Source organism: Micromonospora sp. C28ISP2-4 (assembly GCF_030519385.1).
Classification (GTDB): domain Bacteria; phylum Actinomycetota; class Actinomycetes; order Mycobacteriales; family Micromonosporaceae; genus Micromonospora; species Micromonospora tulbaghiae.
This window is the reverse complement of record NZ_JAUMKG010000001.1, coordinates 1,284,531-1,302,123: the sequence shown is the minus strand read 5'-3', so window position 1 is coordinate 1,302,123 and position 17,593 is coordinate 1,284,531. Positions and strand designations below refer to the sequence as shown.

Here is a 17,593-nt window from a genome sequence, read left to right as displayed (position 1 = left end):
AGGGGCCGATGGAGCTGTCGCTGGCGACCCGCGCCGTGGGGGAGCACACGGTGCTCGAGGTCGGCGGTGAGGTGGATGTCTACACCGCCCCCCGCCTGCGGGAACGGCTCCTGGAGCTGATCGACGGCGGGGCCCGGCACGTGGTTGTCGACCTCGGCCGGGTGGACTTCCTCGACTCGACCGGTCTGGGTGTGCTGGTCGGCGCGCTCAAGCGGCTGCGCTCGGCCGGTGGTTCCTTCGCGCTGGTCTGCGACAAGGAGCCGCTGCTCAAGATCTTCCGGATCACCGCCCTGGACCAGGTCTTCCCGCTGCATCCGACGGTCGACGCGGCCATCGCCGCCGACTCCACCGGCGCGTGATGGCCACCGTCAAGCTGTCCTTCTCGCCGGCCCCGGTGCACGTGCGCACCGCCCGTCTGGTCGGTGTCGCGGTGGCCCGGCGGGCCGGCGTACGCGAGGACCTGCTGGACGAGGTGCGCCTGGCCATCGGTGAGGCGTGCACCCGGGCGGTCGCGCTGCACCGGCAGTACGGCCTGGCCGACCCGGTGTACGTGGAGATGTCCGACGGCGGCGGCTACACGGTCCGGGTGGTGGACCGGGCCCCGATCGAGGCGGGCCTCGGCCTGGCCGCGCTCGGCCCGGACGAGCTGGCCAAGGAGTCGCTCAGCGAGGACGCGCTCACCACCGGGGTGGGCTTCGCGCTGCTCGCCGGTTTCGTGGAGGATCTCCAGGTCCGCCCGGTCGACGAGGGCGTCGGAACCGAGGTGCGGATGTCCTGGCCGGCCGGCCGCGCCTGACCCGATTCGCACACGCAGGCCGCGTTCCCCGAAGGGGGAGCGCGGCCTCGTCGTATTGGCCGCGCCATATATCAGATTTCTTCGCATAACACAGTTACGAAGATCATCGAGACACGGTGCCCCCTCGGTGTGACCCTCGCCACGCCGGAGGGCTACAGTACCCGGGTTGTCAGCAAGTGATCCCATCCCGTAGCCAGCGGGAACGGGAGTTCATCGCTGGTCCGCCGGGGTGGGTTGGCGCGCGCTTGCGAGTCCGCATCCAGGCGTCGGCCCGTGCGTCTCCACGAGCCGGCGCGAGTTGTTCGGTACAGGAGGACATAGATGTCCGGGACCTTGGCCGCCGACGGCGGCGCACTGTCCCTTACCGGAGCCAACGTGACGTACGTCGTCATCGCCGCGGTCATCGCGCTGGTGGCGCTCGTCTTCGCGGCCGCCCTCACCAGGGCGGTCCTGGCGGCCGGTAAGGGAACCACCAACATGCAGGAGATCTCCGGCGCGGTGCAGGAGGGCGCGTCGGCGTACCTGCTGCGACAGTTCCGCACGCTGGCGATCTTCGTGGTGATCGCCGTCGTGCTGCTCTTCCTGCTGCCGGTGCACGACACCGACGGCAACGAAACGCTCGTGAAGGCCGGCCGCTCGGCGTTCTTCGTGGTGGGTGCGCTGTTCAGCGCGTTCATCGGCGGCGCCGGCATGTGGCTGGCCACCCGCGCCAACCTGCGGGTGGCGGCGGCCGCACGGGAGCGAGAAGGCGGCCGCGAGGGCGCCATGAAGATCGCCTTCCGTACGGGCGGCGTGGTCGGCTTCCTCACCGTCGGCCTCGGCCTGTTCGGTGCGGCGCTGGTCGTGCTGATCTTCCGGGGCGACGCCCCGACAGTGCTGGAGGGCTTCGGCTTCGGCGCCGCGCTGCTCGCCATGTTCATGCGGGTCGGCGGCGGCATCTTCACCAAGGCCGCCGACGTCGGCGCCGACCTGGTCGGCAAGGTCGAGCAGGGCATCCCGGAGGACGACCCGCGCAACGCCGCCACCATCGCCGACAACGTGGGCGACAACGTCGGCGACTGCGCCGGCATGGCCGCCGACCTGTTCGAGTCGTACGCGGTCACGCTGGTCGCGGCGCTGATCCTCGGCCGGGCCGCGTTCGGCGAGACCGGCCTGGTCTTCCCGCTGATCATCTCCACCATCGGCGTGCTGGTCGCGATCGTCGGCGTCTTCATCACCCGGCTGCGCGCCAGCGACCGCAACGGCCTGACCGCGATCAACCGGGCCTTCTACCTGTCCGCGCTGATCGCCGCCGTGCTCGTCGCGATCGCTGCGTTCGCGTACCTGCCAGCCACGTTCGCCGAGCTGGAGGGCGGACTGACCGACGTCGACCGCAACCCGCGGCTGGTGGCCATCGGCGCGGTGGTGATCGGTATCGTGCTGGCCGCCGCGATCCAGGCGCTGACCGGCTACTTCACCGAGACCAACAGGCGCCCGGTGCAGGACATCGGCAAGAGCTCGCAGACCGGCGCGGCCACCGTCATCCTCGCCGGCATCAGCGTCGGCCTGGAGTCGGCCGTCTACTCGGCGCTGCTGATCGGCGCCGGCGTCTTCGGCGCGTTCCTGCTCGGCGGCAGCTCGATCACGCTGTCGCTGTTCGCCGTCGCGCTGGCCGGCACCGGCCTGCTGACCACCGTCGGCGTCATCGTCGCGATGGACACGTTCGGCCCGATCTCCGACAACGCCCAGGGCGTGGCCGAGATGTCCGGCGACATCGACGAGCACGGCGCGCGGACGCTCACCGAGCTGGACGCCGTCGGCAACACCACCAAGGCGATCACCAAGGGCATCGCGATCGCCACGGCGGTGCTGGCCGCGACCGCGCTGTTCGGCTCGTACACCGACACGCTGCGGTCGGCGTACGAGGACGCGGGCGTGGGCGACGTCGGCACCGAGATCCTCAACTCGCTCAACGTGTCCAACCCCCGCAACCTGGTCGGCCTGATCATCGGCGCGGCTGTGGTCTTCCTCTTCTCCGGCCTGGCCATCAACGCGGTCTCCCGCTCGGCCGGCGCCGTGGTGATGGAGGTACGCCGCCAGTTCCGCGAGCTGCCCGGCATCATGGACCGCACCCAGCGGCCCGAGTACGGCAAGGTCGTGGACATCTGCACCCGGGACGCGCAGCGCGAGCTGATGACGCCCGGTCTGCTGGCCATCCTGGCCCCGATCGCTGTGGGCTTCGGCCTCGGCCCGGGCGCGCTCGCCGCGTACCTGGCCGGCGCGATCGGCGCGGGCACGCTGATGGCGGTGTTCCTGGCGAACTCCGGTGGTGCCTGGGACAACGCCAAGAAGCTGGTGGAGGACGGCGCGTACGGCGGCAAGGGCTCCGACGCGCACGCCGCCACAGTCATCGGTGACACAGTCGGCGACCCGTTCAAGGACACCGCCGGCCCGGCGATCAACCCGCTGATCAAGGTGATGAACCTGGTCTCGCTGCTGATCGCCCCGGCCGTGGTGGCCTGGAGCGTGGGCGACGACAAGAACCCGGCGCTGCGCATCACGATCGCCGTGGTGGCCGCGCTGATCATCGCGGGGGCCGTGGTGTTCAGCAAGCGCAAGGGTGTGGCGATGACCGACTCGGACAGCGGTGCCGGCACCCCGGACCAGCGTCCGGAGACGGTGAACGCCTGATCGCACGCGACGGTTCCCGGCCGGCCCCGGCCGGCCGGGATCCCCGTGCCCGGCAAACCTGACCGGTGGCGGTTCGGCCCGGAGGTCGTACGCTGCTTCGCATGCGTACGCGCCGGGCGGCAACCGCCGGAAAGCTCACGGTGGTCCTGGCCACGCTGGTCCTCGTGGTCACCGGGTGCGGCGGCGGTCCCAGCCCCCGGGTCTGGGCCGCGTCGGTGTGCCAGGCGCTGACCCCGTGGCGCGCGGAGATCTCGAAGCTGACCAGCAGCACCCAGCAGCAGATGACCGCGCAGACGACCCCACCGCAGGCCAAGGAGAACCTGGTCCGGCTCTTCGCCGGCGCCGAGCAGGCCAGCGAGACGGCCCGGCGCAAGGTCGAGGAGGCGGGCGTACCCGAGGCCGAGCGCGGCGAAGAGGTGTCCGCCGGGTTCCTGGGGTCGCTGAGCAAGATGCGCGACGCGTACGGCCGGGCCCGGGACACCGTCGACCGGCTCGACACCGCCCAGGCCGGTCCGTTCTACGACGGCGTGCGCGCCGCCGTGGACACGCTCAACAAGGAGTACGACGCGAGCGCGCTGGACACCAGCAAGCTCAACTCGACCGAGCTGAAAGAGGCCTTCGACGAGGTCCCGGAGTGTCGCTGACCCCTCCTGCCCCGAAACCGGCCCGCCAGCCCTCGCTGTTCTCCACCGAGGCGGCCGATCCCGCGCTGGCGGATCTCGCCGGCCTGCTCGCCGGGCCGGGTGAGGTGGGGCGGATGGGCGGCACGGCCCGGGTCTCCGTGGTGGTCGACGCCGCCTGGCGGGTGCACGTGCTGGTGGCCGAGCTGGGCGCCCGGGGCGTGCCGGCGAGCTGGGAGCCGACCGAGGACGGGCGGCACCGGGTGCGCACCGCGTACACGAGCATGCTGGCGCCGCTCGCGCGGGCCTGGCTGCGGGGCGGGGTGAAGCGGCCACCGGCCCGCTTCCACCTGGACGGGCGGCGGCTGCGGCTCTGGGCGGCGGCCGCCGGCACGGCCGAGCCGGCCGGGTTCCGGCTGCGCCTCGGACCGGCCGACGAGCCGTCCTGGCCGGTGGTCCGCGCGGCGCTGGCGGCGGTGGGCCTGCCGGCCGCGTTCGTCGAGCCGGACGAGGGTGGGCCCGCGTTCCGGATCGGCGGACGGCGGATGTCGCGGCTCGCGGAGCTGGTGGGCGAGCGGCCGGCGACGGCGCCGGTGGCGGACTGGCCGGGGCCTCGGAGCTGACCGCCGCTGTCCGAAGCCGGACACCCGGCGAGGGCTCCGCCGGGGGTACGCGATCGTCACAGTGACCCGCCTGCCGCCCTACCCACGGTGTACCGTGACGCCGTCCGGCAGGGTGCGGCCGGCGGTCGCCGGGGAGGGCGGCCCGTTTGCCGCCCACGAAACCCGGAACGCGGACGGCGCGTTACGTTGGACATCCGGACCGCCTGCGGTCCGGGTGGCGCAACACGGCCCGAAGCGGGCATGGCGTAGGAGTGAGGTCGGGGAGAGACGTGCCGAGCAACGCTGGAACCACCCGTCTGGTCATCGTCGAGTCACCGGCGAAGGCCAAGACGATCTCGGGCTACCTCGGCCCGGGGTACGTCGTGGAGGCCAGCTTCGGCCACGTCCGGGACCTGCCCCGCAACGCCGCCGACGTGCCGGCGAAGTACAAGGGTGAGCCGTGGGCGCGCCTCGGCGTCGATGTCGACAACGGCTTCCACGCGCTCTACGTGGTCTCGCCGGACCGGAAGCAGCAGATCAGCAAGCTGGTGAAGCTGGCCAAGGAGGTCGACGAGATCTTCCTGGCCACTGATGAGGACCGCGAGGGCGAGGCCATCGCCTGGCACCTGGTGGAGACGCTCAAGCCCAAGGTGCCGGTCAAGCGGATGGTCTTCCACGAGATCACCAAGCCGGCCATCCAGGCCGCGGTGGCGAACCCCCGGGAGATCGACCGCGACCTGGTCGACGCCCAGGAGGCGCGGCGCATCCTCGACCGTCTCTACGGCTACGAGGTCTCGCCGGTGCTGTGGAAGAAGGTCATGCCGAAGCTGTCGGCGGGCCGGGTGCAGTCGGTGGCGACGCGGATCGTGGTCGAGCGGGAGCGCCAGCGGATGGCGTTCCGCACCGCTGAATACTGGGACATCCTGGCCACGCTCGCGGTGGCGAAGCCGGGCGAGGGCCCGCGCACGTTCAACGCCACGCTCGTCGCGCTCAACGGTGACCGGATCGCCACCGGCAAGGACTTCGAGCCGACCACGGGTCGCGTTCGCGCCGGTGCGGGTGTCGTCCACCTGGACGAGGGCGGTGCCCGTGGGCTGGCCGCACGCCTGGCCGACCGGCCGTTCACAGTCACCCGGGTCGAGGAGAAGCCCTACCGCCGCCGCCCGTACGCGCCGTTCATCACCTCCACGCTCCAGCAGGAGGCGGCCCGCAAGCTGCGTTTCTCGTCGCAGCAGACGATGCGCACCGCGCAGCGCCTGTACGAGAACGGCTACATCACCTACATGCGTACCGACTCGGTGAACCTGTCCGAGACGGCCATCGCGGCCGCCCGCCGGCAGATCGTCGAGCTGTACGGCGAGCGCAGCGTGCCGCCGGAGCCGCGCCGCTACACCGGCAAGGTGAAGAACGCGCAGGAGGCGCACGAGGCGATCCGCCCCGCCGGCGACAACTTCCGTACCCCGGGCGAGGTGGCCAAGGAGCTGTCCGCCGAGGAGTTCAAGCTCTACGAGCTGATCTGGCGGCGCACCATCGCCTCGCAGATGACCGACGCGGTCGGCTCCAGCGTGTCGGTGCGCATCCGCGCCGTCTCCTCCGCCCAGGAGGAGGCCGACTTCGGCGCGACCGGCAAGACCATCACCGACCCGGGCTTCCTGCGCGCGTACGTCGAGTCCAGCGACGACGAGAACGCCGAGGCCGAAGACGCCGAGCGGCGGCTGCCCACGCTGGTCAAGGACCAGCCGCTCACCGCCGACGAGCTGGCCGCGCAGGGCCACCACACCCAGCCGCCCTCCCGCTACACGGAGGCGTCGCTGGTCAAGGCGCTGGAGGAGCTGGGCATCGGCCGGCCCTCCACGTACGCGTCGATCATGCAGACGATCCAGGACCGCGGGTACGTGGTGAAGCGCGGCCAGGCCATGATCCCGTCGTTCCTGGCGTTCGCGGTGATCGGCCTGATGGAGCGGCACTACCCGCGCCTGATCGACTACGACTTCACCGCCAGCATGGAGAACGAGCTGGACGAGATCGCCGGTGGTGACCACGCCGCCGTCGACTTCCTCACCTCCTTCTACTTCGGCAGCACCAACGGCACGGGCGACCAGGCCATCGCGCACGCTGGTGGCCTGAAGAAGCTGGTCACCGAGAACCTCAGCGAGATCGACGCGCGCAGCGTCAACTCCATCCCGCTGTTCACCGACGACGAGGGCCGCGAGGTCGTCGTCCGGGTCGGCCGGTACGGGCCGTACCTGCAGCGCGAACTGCCGGGCGGTGAGCAGGCCACGCCCTCCGGTGAGGGCGAGGAGGGCGGCTCGCAGGGTGACCGGGCGCCGATCCCGGAGGGCCTGGCGCCGGACGAACTGACCCCGGAGAAGGTGCACGAGCTGTTCCTCGGCGGCGGCGGTGAGCGCAAGCTCGGCGACGACCCGTCGACCGGCGAGCCGATCCTGCTCAAGTCCGGCCGGTTCGGCCCGTACGTGGCCAGCGGCGAGCGCAAGTCCTCGCTGCTGCGCTCGCAGTCGCCGGACAGCCTCACCCTGGAGCAGGCGTTGCAGCTGCTGCGCCTGCCCCGGCTGATCGGCGTGGCCCCGGACGGCGCCGAGGTGTTCGCCAACAACGGCCGCTACGGCCCGTACGTCAAGCGCGGTGACGAGTTCCGCTCGCTGGACTCGGAAGACAAGATGTTCACAGTCACGCTCGACGAGGCGCTGGCGTTGCTGGCCGCCCCGAAGACGCGTCAGCGCCGGGCCGCCGCGCCGCCGCTGCGGGAGATGGGCAACGACCCGCTCACCGAGAAGCCGCTGGTGATCAAGGACGGGCGCTTCGGACCGTACGTGACCGACGGCGAGTTCAACGCGTCGCTGCGGCGCGGGCAGACGCCGGAGGAGCTGACGCTGGAGCAGGCGTCGGAGATGCTGGCCGAGAAGCGCGCGAAGGGTCCGGCGCCGAAGAAGAAGGCCGCGAAGAAGGCCGCCCCGGCCAAGAAGACGGCGGCGAGGAAGACGACGGCAGCGGCGAAGAAGACGACGGCTGCCAAGGCCACGGCCGCGAAGAAGGCCCCCGCGAAGAAGGCCGCTCCCAAGAAGGCGACCTCAACCCCGAAGGAGTGATCTTGGTACGGGAGCGCCCCTGGAAGGGCGGATCCCTACCAAGATCTCAACCGGGCCAGCCCGCGTACCGCAGGGCGGTGCGTAACTGAGTGACCACGCGGGTGGGGTCGTTGCGGACGGCCCAGGCGGGAAAGCGCAGGACCCGGTCACCGGTGGCCCAGACGTCGTTCTGCCGCTGCATGTCCGCCCAGGCGGTCCTCGGGTCGAGGTGCTGCCCGCCGTCGATCTCGACGTGCACCCGCCACCGCTCGAACCAGACGTCCAGGTAGCGCCGCCGCCCGGTGGCGTCCCGGCGGACGACCTGAAGGGACGGTTCGGGTAGCCCGGCCCGCCGGACGAGATCGAGGAAGTCTAGTTCGGCGAGGGAATGGGCGCCGCCCGCCGCGTCCGAGGCGGTCGTCAGAATCAGGCGACGGCGACGCGCCCGGGGGAGCCGTTCCAGCACGCGGTGCAGGTCGTCGCCCCAGACCAGGCGTTGCTGGAAGCCTGCCGCGATGACGGCCCTCGCCTCCTCGTCGGTCGCCGCCCACTGTGCCGCGTCGACGAGCGAGCGGGCCGGCATGGTCCGGCGGGGTTGGCCGACGGTGAGCACATCCTCCGGCGGCAGCACCGTGGTGCGGTGGATCCGTACACCAGGTGGCAGGGTTCTCGTCTGATGCCGGGACGGCAGCAGCAGATGGATCAGAGGGCTCTCGTAGCGTCTGAGTCCCCAGCACTGGGCTGCGGTGAGCCCGCCCAGCATCGCCGCTGGCCCGGCCGCCAGCACCGCGACCCAGCGCCACTCCTTCGGGCCGACCGGGCCGTCGTGTGTGACATAGACCCTCTGGTGCACCTGCTGCCAGCGTCCCCTGGCGACCCGATGCCGGATCGTCTTCTCCGACAGGAACCGCCGAGCCTGCGCCGCCCCGAGCACCCGCCCCTGACGAAACAGCAACCAGCTCAGTTCGCCCGCGTCGTCCCCCGGCATCTCCACACCGGCAACCCCACCCGACAGCACCCGTCGTCGCTGTCCCTGTGGACAGCTGTCGAGATCTTGGTACGGAAACGCCCCTCCAAGGGCGCCCCCGTACCAAGATCTTCAGGCGCCTAGGACCTGGGTCAAGTAGGGGTTCTGGAAGAGGTTGTGGGGGTCGAGGCTGGCGCGGACGGACTGGAAGTCGGCGAATTTCGGGTAGGCCGTTGCCAGGGACTCCGCGTTGCGCCAGTGCAGCTTGCCCCAGTGCGGGCGGCCACCCAGCTCGGTCGCCACCTGCTCGAACGCGCGGAAGTACGGCTCGTACGGCATGCCCACGTACTGGTGCACGGCGATGTACGCCGAGTCGCGGCCGTACGAGTGGGACAGCCAGATGTCGTCGGCGGCGGTGAACCGCACCTCGACCGGGAACAGCACCTTGAACGGCAGCCGGTCCACGATCCGGCGCAGCTCGGCCAGCGCGGTGGGCAGCGCCTCGCGTGGCAGCCCGTACTCCATCTCCACGAAGCGGACCCGGCGCGGGGTGCAGAACACCCGGTCGGAGCGGCCGGTGTAGGTGCGTTCGGTGAGCGCGCGGGCGGAGACGGCGCTGATCGTGGGCGCGAGGGCTGGTACGGCGCGGCCGAGGCGGCAGGCGCCGGCGAAGACGGTGTTGGAGAGGAACTCGTCGTCGAGCCAGCCGCGCCAGCCGGGCAGTGGCTGGTCGTCGGCGGGTACCCGGTCGTTGGTCTTGACCTGCACCCGGTCGGTGTACGGGAACCAGTAGAACTCGGCGTGGTCGTGCGCCTCGTACAGGCCGGGCAGGTCGTCGAGCACCTCGGCGAGCGGGGCCGGGCGTTCGTGCGCGCGCAGCACGAAGGCGTCCACGCAGCGCAGCGTGACCTCGACCAGCACGCCCACCGCGCCGAGCCCGACCCGGGCGGCGTCGAAGACGTCGCGGTTCTCCTCGGCCGAGCAGCGCAGCACCTCGCCGCTGCCGGTGACCAGCGTCAGCCCGGCCACGAAGGTGGACAGGCAGCCCAGCTTGGCTCCGGTGCCGTGGGTGCCGGTGGAGAGCGCACCGGCGATGGTCTGGGCGTCGATGTCGCCGAGGTTCGGCATCGCGAGGCCGTGCCCGGCGAGCAGATCGTTGAGCGTGTGCAACGTCATCCCGGCCGGTACGGTGACCAAGCGGCGCGCCACGTCGACTGTGACGTCCGTCTCCAGCGCGGCGAGGTCGATCCGGTGCCCGTCGGCGACGGCGGTGGCGGTGAACGAGTGGCCGCTGCCGGTGGCCCGGACGGTCCGGCCCGCCGCGGCGGCCTGTCGGACCGCCTCGACGACGTCGGAGACGCTACGCGGGCGCACGGTGAGGAGCGCGGTGCTGTGCTGGTTGCCGGCCCAGTTGGACCAGGTGGCGGTGGTACCGGTCATCGCGGCCACTCCTCGACATGAATATGAACTGAATTCATATCAGGAACGTTGTGCCTGGTAAATACCGCAATCGAGCCCGGCTCGTTGTACCGGTAGTCACAGACTCGTGACGTGCAGATATGTTCATCCGTCGAAGGGGGGTGGCGCCGAGTGTCCACACCAGCCGCCACGACCGGGCCGCTGCGTCGAGTGCCGGTGCAGGGTCGAAGTGTCGCGCGGGTCCAGCGGATGCTGGACGCCTGCGCCGAGCTCGTCGACGAGGTGGGGTACGAAGGGCTGACCACGACCCTGCTCGCCGAGCGCGCCGAGGTGGCGATCGGGTCGGTCTACCAGTTCTTTCCGGACAAGCGGGCGATCGTGCAGGCACTGACCCTGCGCACCATGGAGTCCTACCTCCAGCGGCTCGACGAGCGGTTCTCCTCGGACGACCTGACCCACTGGTGGGACGGGGTCGACGCGGCGATCGACGAGTACATCTCGATGCACCGCACCGTTCCCGGCTTCCGTACCCTGCACTTCGGCGACGTGGTCGACCTGCACCTGCTGGACGACCAGCGGGACAACAACGGGGTGATCGCGGAGCAGCTCGCCCGCGTACTCACCGAGCGTTTCGGCCTGGCCGGCGTGCCCGACCTGCGGTTCCACCTGGAGGTCGCGGTGGAGGCCGCCGATGCCCTGATCAAGCTGGCCTTCCGCCGCCGCACCGACGGCGACGAGCGGGTCCTGGCCGAGGCGAAGGCGCTCATCCGGGAGTACCTGCACCGGCAGGTGAACGCCCCCACGGAGGCCGTCCACCAGCATTGAGCGGCACGTTGAACGGCGGGTTCCCGAGAGTGCGCGGGACCCGCCGTCGTCACGCCCGGGGGCAGAGCCGCCGGGCGGATCAGAGGAAGGCGTGCCCCTCGCCCCGGTAGGTCGGCACGGTGGCGACCACCGCGTCCCCCTCGACCAGGTGCACCTCGTTGACGTGCTCGCACAGCTCACCCGCCTTGGCGTGGCGGAACCACACCCGGTCGCCGACGCGCAGCGTGTCCGCGGCCTTCCCGGCCAGCGGGGTCTGCACCTCGCCCGCGCCCTCCGCGCCGAGCAGCTTCAGCCCTTCCGGCAGCCACGGCCGGGGCAGCCGGCTGTCTGCCGCCGGGCCGGAGGCGATCCAGCCGCCGCCGAGCACCGTCGCCAGCCCGGGCGCCGGGCGCCGGACCACCGCGCAGGCGAAGAACGCCGCCGGGGCCGGCTGCCAGGCACGGTACGCGTCGAACAGCGTCGGCCCGTACAGGCCGGAGCCCGCGGTGACCTCGGTGACCGCGGGGTCCGCGCTGGTGGCGGCCACGCTGCCGGTGCCGCCGCCGTTGACGAACTCCAGGTCGGCGTGTTCCCGGACCGCGCCGACCGCGGCCGAGCGGCGGGCCAGCAGTTCCCGGTACGACCCGCGCTGCGCGACCCGGATCGCCGAGCCGAGCACCGCCTGTCCGGGCGGCGCGTCGCCAAGGCCGGCGATCTGAGCCTCGTACGACATCAGGCCGACCAGCCGAAAGCCCGGCCGCCCGGCGACGGCGGCGGCGAGCGTGCCGGCCGCCGTGGCGCTGTGCACCGGGGAGCGGCGCACGCCGACGTGCACCCGGCCCCCCAGCGGGCGCCAGGAGGCGTCCAGGTCGAGGCAGATCCGCAGCGCGGGCCGGCGCGCGGGCGGGCACACCGCGTCGATCAGGTCGAGCTGCCCGGTGTCGTCGATCATCAGCGTCACCGCGTCGGCGAGCGCCGGATCGGCGGCCAGGTCGGCGAGGCCGCCCCGGTGGGCCGTGGGGTACGCCACGAGCACGTCGTCGCTGACCCCGGACCGGACCAGCCACAGCGCCTCGGGGAGGGTGAAGGCCATCACGCCGTGCCAGCCGGGACGCTTGAGTGCCCGGGTCAGCAGCTCGCGGACGCGTACCGACTTGCTCGCCACGCGCAGCGGCTTGCCGCCGGACCGGCCGGCGAGCGCCTCGGCGTTGGCGTCGAACGCGGTGAGGTCGACGACGGCGTACGGCGGGTCGAGGTGAGCGGTCGCCCGGTCGAGACGATCGCGAAGTTTGTCACGGTCGATGGCCACGTCTGCACGCTAACTGTCTGGACGGCAATGCGAAATACCCTCGCGTCTGTCCGGGCTGCGGGCGGTGGTCCCGGCGGCCTAGGCTCGGCGAGCAGGTGAATGTCGCGGGGGACGACCCTTCCTGCGCGACTAGAGTGTTCCACCGGGGATGCCCAGACCTGGGCCGGCACGTGGAGGTACGGCCATCGAAAGCCAGAACAACGGCGAGTCGCCCGGCGTGTCGTCGTCCGGGACAGCCGCCGACCACTCCGGTGTCGCCGCCATCCGGTCGGTGCTGCGCATCCGGCCGTTCCGCAGGCTGTGGATCGTGCTCAGCGCGGCCTCCTTCGGCGACTGGCTCGGCCTGCTCGCCACCGCGCTGTTCGCCGCCTCCCAGGTCTCGGGCAGCACCGCACAGGGCGCCGCGTTCGGTGGCGTGACCGCGATCCGGCTGCTCCCGGCGCTGGTGCTCGGCCCGGTGGCGGGTGTGTTCGCCGACCGGTTCGACCGCCGGTGGACGATGGTCATCTGCGACGTGCTGCGCTTCGTGCTGTTCGCCTCGATCCCGCTGTACGCGCTCACCGGCGCCGCGGGCGGGCTGGTGGTCGGCTGGGCGCTGATCGCCACGTTCCTGATCGAGTCGATCACCCTGCTGTGGATCCCGGCCAAGGAGGCGGCGGTCCCCAACCTCATCCCGCGTACCCGGCTGGAGGCGGCGAACCAGCTCACGCTGATCACCACGTACGGCCTCACGCCGGTCGCGGCGGCCATCGCCCTGGCCGTGCTGGACCGAGGCGTCCGCGGCGCGGTCGGCGGCGACCTGCCCGACTGGGCCGAGCCGGCCCAGCTCGCGCTCTGGTTCAACGCCTTCTCCCGGCTGGCCACCGCGCTCGTGGTGGCGTTCGGGATCAAGGAGATCAGCCACGCCCAGCGCGGCGAGGCCGAGCGCTCCGAGCAGAGCATGTTCCGGCAGTTCTCCGAGGGCTGGAAATACATCGGCCAGACCCCGCTGGTGCGCGGCCTGGTGCTGGGCATCTTCGGCGCGTTCGCGGGCGGCGGCATCGTGGTCGGCACGGCCAAGTTCTTCGCCAACTCGCTCGGCGCCGGTGACGCCGCGTTCTCGCTGCTGTTCGGCGCGATCTTCGTCGGCCTGGCGCTCGGCATCGGCCTCGGGCCGATGATCGTGCGGGACATGTCCCGCCGCCGCTGGTTCGGCATGAGCATCGTGCTCGCCAGCGCCTCGGTGCTGGTGCTCGCCTTCGCCATCCACCTGTCCATGGCCATCCTCGGCGCGATCCTGGTCGGCGCGGGCGCCGGCATGGCGTTCCTGGCCGGCACCACGCTGCTCGGCGGCGAGGTGGCCGACGAGGTGCGCGGCCGGGTGTTCGCGGTGGTGCAGATCGGCACCCGGCTGGTGCTGATCCTGGCCATCGCGCTCAGCAGCCTCCTGGTCGGCGTCGGCGGCTCCCGCCAGCTCACCATCGCCGACCTGGGCATCTCCATCTCCTCCACCCGGCTGCTGCTGCTCGCCGCCGGCGCGGCCGGCATCATCGCCGGGATCAGCGCGTTCGGCCAGATGGACGACAAGAAGGGCGTACCGGTCCTCGCCGACCTGTGGGGCTCGATCCGGGGCCGTCCGCTGATGCCGGCCGAGCCGTTCGTCTCCAGCGGCCTGTTCGTGGTCTTCGAGGGCGGCGAGGGCGCCGGCAAGTCCACCCAGCTCGCCGCGCTCGCCGAGCGGCTGCGCGCGCAGGGCCGCGACGTGGTGGTCACCCGCGAGCCGGGCGCCACGCCGGTCGGCGAGCGGATCCGCTCCCTGGTGCTCGGCACCGCCCCGGACGAGGCGCCGTCGCCGCGCGCCGAGGCGCTGCTCTACGCCGCCGACCGGGCGCACCACGTGGCCACGGTCGTCCGTCCGGCGCTGGTGCGCGGCGCGGTGGTGATCAGCGACCGGTACGTCGACTCGTCGCTCGCCTACCAGGGCGCCGGCCGGACGCTGCCGGTGGACGAGGTCTCCTGGCTCTCGTCCTGGGCCACCGGCGGCCTCAAGCCCGACCTGGTGGTGCTGCTCGACGTCGAGCCGCGTACCGGCCTGAGCCGGGTCGAGGACCGCGCCGAGGGCGCCGACCGGCTGGAGGCCGAGTCGCTGACGTTCCACGAGCGGGTCCGGTACGCCTTCCTCGACCTCGCCGCCGGTGACCCGAAGCGCTACCTGGTGCTCGACGCGTCCCGCCCGATCGACGAGACCGCCGACGCGGTCGCCCGCCGGGTGGGCGAGCTGCTCACCGATCCGGCCGGCATCGTGCACCCCCGTCCGGCGCAGGGTCCGGACACCTCGGTCCAGCCCGAGTTATCCGACGCGGAGCTGGTGACGATGGAGCAACCCCGACGATGACCGACGTCTTCGGCGATCTGGTCGGGCAGGACGAGGCGGTGGCCGTGCTGCGGCGGGCCGCCGCCTCGGCCGCCGCCCTGCTGCGCGCGCCGGTGGCGTCCCCCGTCGGCGGGTACGACGACAGCGACGCGCTCGCCGAGGAGCACGACGGCGACCCGGGTCGGGCAGCGGCCGATCCGGGCGCCGGCATGACCCACGCCTGGATCTTCACCGGCCCGCCCGGATCGGGCCGCTCGGTGGCCGCCCGCGCCTTCGCCGCCGCCCTGGAGTGCGTGCACGGCACCGGGTGCGGCACCTGCCCCGGCTGCCACACCACGCTCACCGGCACCCACGCGGACGTACGCCTCGTGGTGCCCGAGGGCCTGTCCATCGGCGTCAACGAGATGCGCGCGCTGGTGCTGCGGGCGGCCAGCGCGCCGTCGGGCGGCCGGTGGCAGGTCGTGATCATCGAGGACGCCGACCGGCTCACCGAGGCCGCCGGCAACGCGCTGCTCAAGGCGATCGAGGAGCCGCCGCCGCGTACCGTCTTCCTGCTCTGCGCCCCGTCCACCCACCCGGACGACATCTCCGTGACCATCCGGTCGCGGTGCCGGGTCGTACCGCTGCGGCAGCCGCCGCCGGCCGCGGTGGCCGAGGTGCTGGTTCGCCGCGACGGCATCGCGCCGGACGTGGCCGAGTGGGCCGCCGCTGCGGCGCAGGGGCACGTGGGCCGGGCCCGGCGGCTGGCCCGCGACCCGGAGGCCCGGCAGCGGCGCGACGCCGTGCTCGCCGTACCGCGCCGGCTGATCGGGGTGGGCGCGGCGTTCGACGCGGCCTCGGCGCTGATCGAGGCAGCCGAGGCGGAGGCCGCCGCCTCCGTCGCGGAGATCGACGAGGCGGAGCGTACGGCGTTGCAGACAGCACTCGGCGCGGGCGGCACCGGCCGGGGCGCGGCCGGCGCCATGCGCGGTGCGGCGGGCCAGCTCAAGGACCTGGAGAAGCGGCAGAAGTCGCGGGCCACCCGTGCCCAGCGGGACGCGCTGGACCGCGCCCTGGTCGACCTGGCCGGGTTCTACCGGGACGCGCTCATCATGGCGCTGCGGGCGCCGGTCGCCCCGGTGCACACCGACACCGCGTCGCTCGCCGCGGCGGGCGCGCAGAAGTGGGACGCCGAGGGCTCGCTGCGCCGCCTGGAGGCGGTGCTGGAGTGCCGCGCGGCGATCGAGGCCAACGTCAAGCCGCGGATCGCTGTGGAGGCGATGATGCTGGCCCTCTGGCGCGGCTGAGCGGGCCCTCTCCCGCACTGTCCACAGGGCATCGACACGCGCGATTGGCGTGCGGTACGGTCCGGTGATGCCGCGGTGACCGAGGCGGCACGCTCAGTGAGGGCCGGACCGGCCGGGAGGAGTCCGCCGATGCCGCGGGGCGAGATCGACGAGGCCTGGATCGAGGAGGCGGTGCGGCGCTACCGCCGGATCGAGAACCTGCAGGCCGAGTTCGACCAGGCGGTCGCGACGGTCGAGGTCACCGTCCGCTCACCCGACGGGCTCGTCGAGGTGGTGGTGACGGCCGGCGGGCGGATCACCGACGTGCGTTTCCTCGGCCCGCTGCACCACCGCAGCCCGCGCGACGTGGCCGGTTCGGTGCAGGCCGCGGTCACCGCCGCCGCCGACGCGGCACAGTGGGCGCGGGAGAAGCTGCACAACGAGACGTTCGCGGCCTACCGGCCGCTGGCGGGGGCCTGACATGGAGACGCTGCGTGCCCTGGCCGCCCGTCTCGACGAGGCGGGCGCGACCCTCGCCACGCTCGCCCGCACGGTGACCGCCACCGACCCGCCGCATCCCGCGTTCGGCGCGGACGCCACCGGCCGCCCCGGCGAGGTGGGCCGCGCGCTGCACCGCCAGTGGACGCTTGCCACCGCCGACCGGGCGCGCGAGGCGCAGGCCGCCGCCGTCCGTATGGCCCCCGCCGCGGCGGCGCAGCGCAGCGCCGCCGACCGCTACGCCGCCGCCGACGAGGCGGTCGCCCGGCGGCTGGCCCGGGAGGCCTGATGGACGCGCTCGACCGCCTCGCCGAGCCGGGGCTCGACCTGCTCGCCCGCGTCGACACGCTGCTGGCCGCCGGCGCGCCCGAGGGGCACCGGCTCTGGCCGCTGCTGCGCCGCATGCAGGTGCTTCCCGGCGCGGCCGTGCGTGAGTTCCTCGACCTGCATCCGGCGCCGCTGACCGGCGCCGGCCACGCCGTGCGCCGGCTCGTCCGGGGGTACGACGACACCTGCGCCCTGTTGGCCGACCAGGTCGCGTGGTCCGGCGCTGCCGCGTCGGCGTACGACGAGGCACGTGCCGCCCTGCTGCGGCACCTGGACGAGGGGCCGGACAGCCTGGTCGGGCGGCTGGAGTCGACGGCGGGCTACGCCGACGCGCTGGCCGGCTGGGTGGAGGGCAGCCGGGCCGCGCTTGCCCGGGCGCTGGCCGAGGTGCTGGGCTCGGCCGAGGCGGTCGCGGTGCACGCGGCGACCCGGCCCGGCGCCGAGACCGGACGGGCCGGGGCGGCGGCCGCGGCGGAGATCGCCACGAGGATCCTGGGTGTGCTCGGGGTGGCCTACGACGGCGCCGAGACGCTGCTGCGCCAGTGGGGGCCGAGCCTGGCCGAGACGCAGTGGCGGGATCGCGCCACCATCGCCCCGCGCTACGGCGGCACCACCCGGATCGGCTACTGACGGTCCACGGCGCCGCGCGCCGATCCGGCCGTGGCCGGGTGACGGCGCGCGGCGCCGTGGCCTTCCCCTGCACCCCCCGCAGGTATGCCTTCACTCAACGCGCCCGGGCGGTGTTTGTCAGGGGCCCCCGGGAGATTCAGCCGTCCGGGCGAGGCGATGGGGCCGGTTCGGCCGGGTCGACGACGATGATCGCTGCGGTGGGTGAGCGGGCGGCGACAGGTGCGCCGTGCGGCGGGCGTCGATCCGC

Annotated in this window: 15 protein-coding genes; 12 read left to right on the top strand and 3 right to left on the bottom strand. The window is 73.0% G+C overall.

Annotated elements, in window-relative coordinates; translation table 11 throughout:
• Positions 1 to 8 precede the first annotated feature (8 nt).
• From Q3W68_RS06250 to topA, 6 genes are all read left to right on the top strand, one after another.
• A complete protein-coding gene (locus tag Q3W68_RS06250; RefSeq protein WP_013283649.1) occupies positions 9 to 359 on the top strand; it encodes an STAS domain-containing protein in 351 nt (116 codons plus the stop codon).
• The gene (locus Q3W68_RS06245) at positions 359 to 796 is read left to right on the top strand and encodes an ATP-binding protein (RefSeq protein ID WP_128138513.1); all 438 of its coding nucleotides are present in this window, start codon (positions 359 to 361) and stop codon (positions 794 to 796) included. Before Q3W68_RS06250 ends, Q3W68_RS06245 begins: the two co-directional genes overlap by 1 nt.
• A gap of 321 nt (positions 797 to 1,117) precedes the next feature.
• Complete coding sequence (locus tag Q3W68_RS06240) at positions 1,118 to 3,466, top strand: sodium-translocating pyrophosphatase (RefSeq protein ID WP_302904514.1); 2,349 nt, start codon at positions 1,118 to 1,120, stop codon at positions 3,464 to 3,466.
• Positions 3,467 to 3,567: 101 nt separating this feature from the next.
• A complete protein-coding gene (locus Q3W68_RS06235; RefSeq protein WP_091414621.1) occupies positions 3,568 to 4,110 on the top strand; it encodes a hypothetical protein in 543 nt (180 codons plus the stop codon).
• Positions 4,101 to 4,709, top strand: coding sequence for a hypothetical protein (locus tag Q3W68_RS06230; protein WP_302904513.1), 609 nt, complete (start codon positions 4,101 to 4,103; stop codon positions 4,707 to 4,709). The genes Q3W68_RS06235 and Q3W68_RS06230 overlap by 10 nt, the downstream gene beginning before the upstream one ends.
• Before the next feature lie 269 nt (positions 4,710 to 4,978).
• On the top strand, positions 4,979 to 7,795 hold the full coding sequence (gene topA, locus Q3W68_RS06225) for a type I DNA topoisomerase (protein WP_302904512.1): 2,817 nt from the start codon (positions 4,979 to 4,981) through the stop codon (positions 7,793 to 7,795).
• Between the two features lie 46 nt (positions 7,796 to 7,841).
• On the opposite strand, the gene Q3W68_RS06220 is transcribed toward topA, so the two are convergent.
• Positions 7,842 to 8,762, bottom strand: a complete 921-nt coding sequence (locus tag Q3W68_RS06220; protein WP_302904970.1) for a DUF559 domain-containing protein — start codon at positions 8,760 to 8,762, stop codon at positions 7,842 to 7,844.
• A gap of 111 nt (positions 8,763 to 8,873) precedes the next feature.
• A complete protein-coding gene (locus Q3W68_RS06215; protein WP_302904511.1) occupies positions 8,874 to 10,190 on the bottom strand; it encodes a D-arabinono-1,4-lactone oxidase in 1,317 nt (438 codons plus the stop codon).
• Positions 10,191 to 10,409: 219 nt separating this feature from the next.
• Here Q3W68_RS06215 and Q3W68_RS06210 point away from each other — a divergent pair, with 219 nt between their 5' ends.
• Positions 10,410 to 10,985, top strand: coding sequence for a TetR family transcriptional regulator (locus Q3W68_RS06210; protein ID WP_302904969.1), 576 nt, complete (start codon positions 10,410 to 10,412; stop codon positions 10,983 to 10,985).
• 79 nt (positions 10,986 to 11,064) lie between these two features.
• On the opposite strand, the gene Q3W68_RS06205 is transcribed toward Q3W68_RS06210, so the two are convergent.
• On the bottom strand, positions 11,065 to 12,273 hold the full coding sequence (locus tag Q3W68_RS06205; protein ID WP_302904510.1) for an amino acid deaminase/aldolase: 1,209 nt from the start codon (positions 12,271 to 12,273) through the stop codon (positions 11,065 to 11,067).
• A 217-nt stretch (positions 12,274 to 12,490) separates the two neighbouring features.
• Here Q3W68_RS06205 and tmk point away from each other — a divergent pair, with 217 nt between their 5' ends.
• The 5 genes from tmk to Q3W68_RS06180 all read left to right on the top strand — a co-directional run bounded on the left by tmk (position 12,491) and on the right by Q3W68_RS06180 (position 17,346).
• Positions 12,491 to 14,647, top strand: a complete 2,157-nt coding sequence (gene tmk, locus Q3W68_RS06200; protein ID WP_302904509.1) for a dTMP kinase — start codon at positions 12,491 to 12,493, stop codon at positions 14,645 to 14,647.
• Entirely contained in the window at positions 14,644 to 15,912 is a 1,269-nt protein-coding gene (locus Q3W68_RS06195) for a DNA polymerase III subunit delta' (RefSeq protein ID WP_302904508.1), read from the top strand. The genes tmk and Q3W68_RS06195 overlap by 4 nt, the downstream gene beginning before the upstream one ends.
• A 129-nt stretch (positions 15,913 to 16,041) precedes the next feature.
• A complete protein-coding gene (locus Q3W68_RS06190) occupies positions 16,042 to 16,371 on the top strand; it encodes a YbaB/EbfC family nucleoid-associated protein (RefSeq protein ID WP_013473591.1) in 330 nt (109 codons plus the stop codon).
• Between the two features lies 1 nt (position 16,372).
• Positions 16,373 to 16,678 (top strand): hypothetical protein, encoded by a 306-nt coding sequence (locus tag Q3W68_RS06185; RefSeq protein WP_302904507.1) that lies wholly within the window; start codon positions 16,373 to 16,375, stop codon positions 16,676 to 16,678.
• Positions 16,678 to 17,346 carry a hypothetical protein gene (locus Q3W68_RS06180; RefSeq protein ID WP_302904506.1) on the top strand — a complete coding sequence of 223 codons (669 nt, stop codon included), beginning with the start codon at positions 16,678 to 16,680 and terminating at the stop codon, positions 17,344 to 17,346. The genes Q3W68_RS06185 and Q3W68_RS06180 overlap by 1 nt, the downstream gene beginning before the upstream one ends.
• Positions 17,347 to 17,593: the final 247 nt, after the last annotated feature.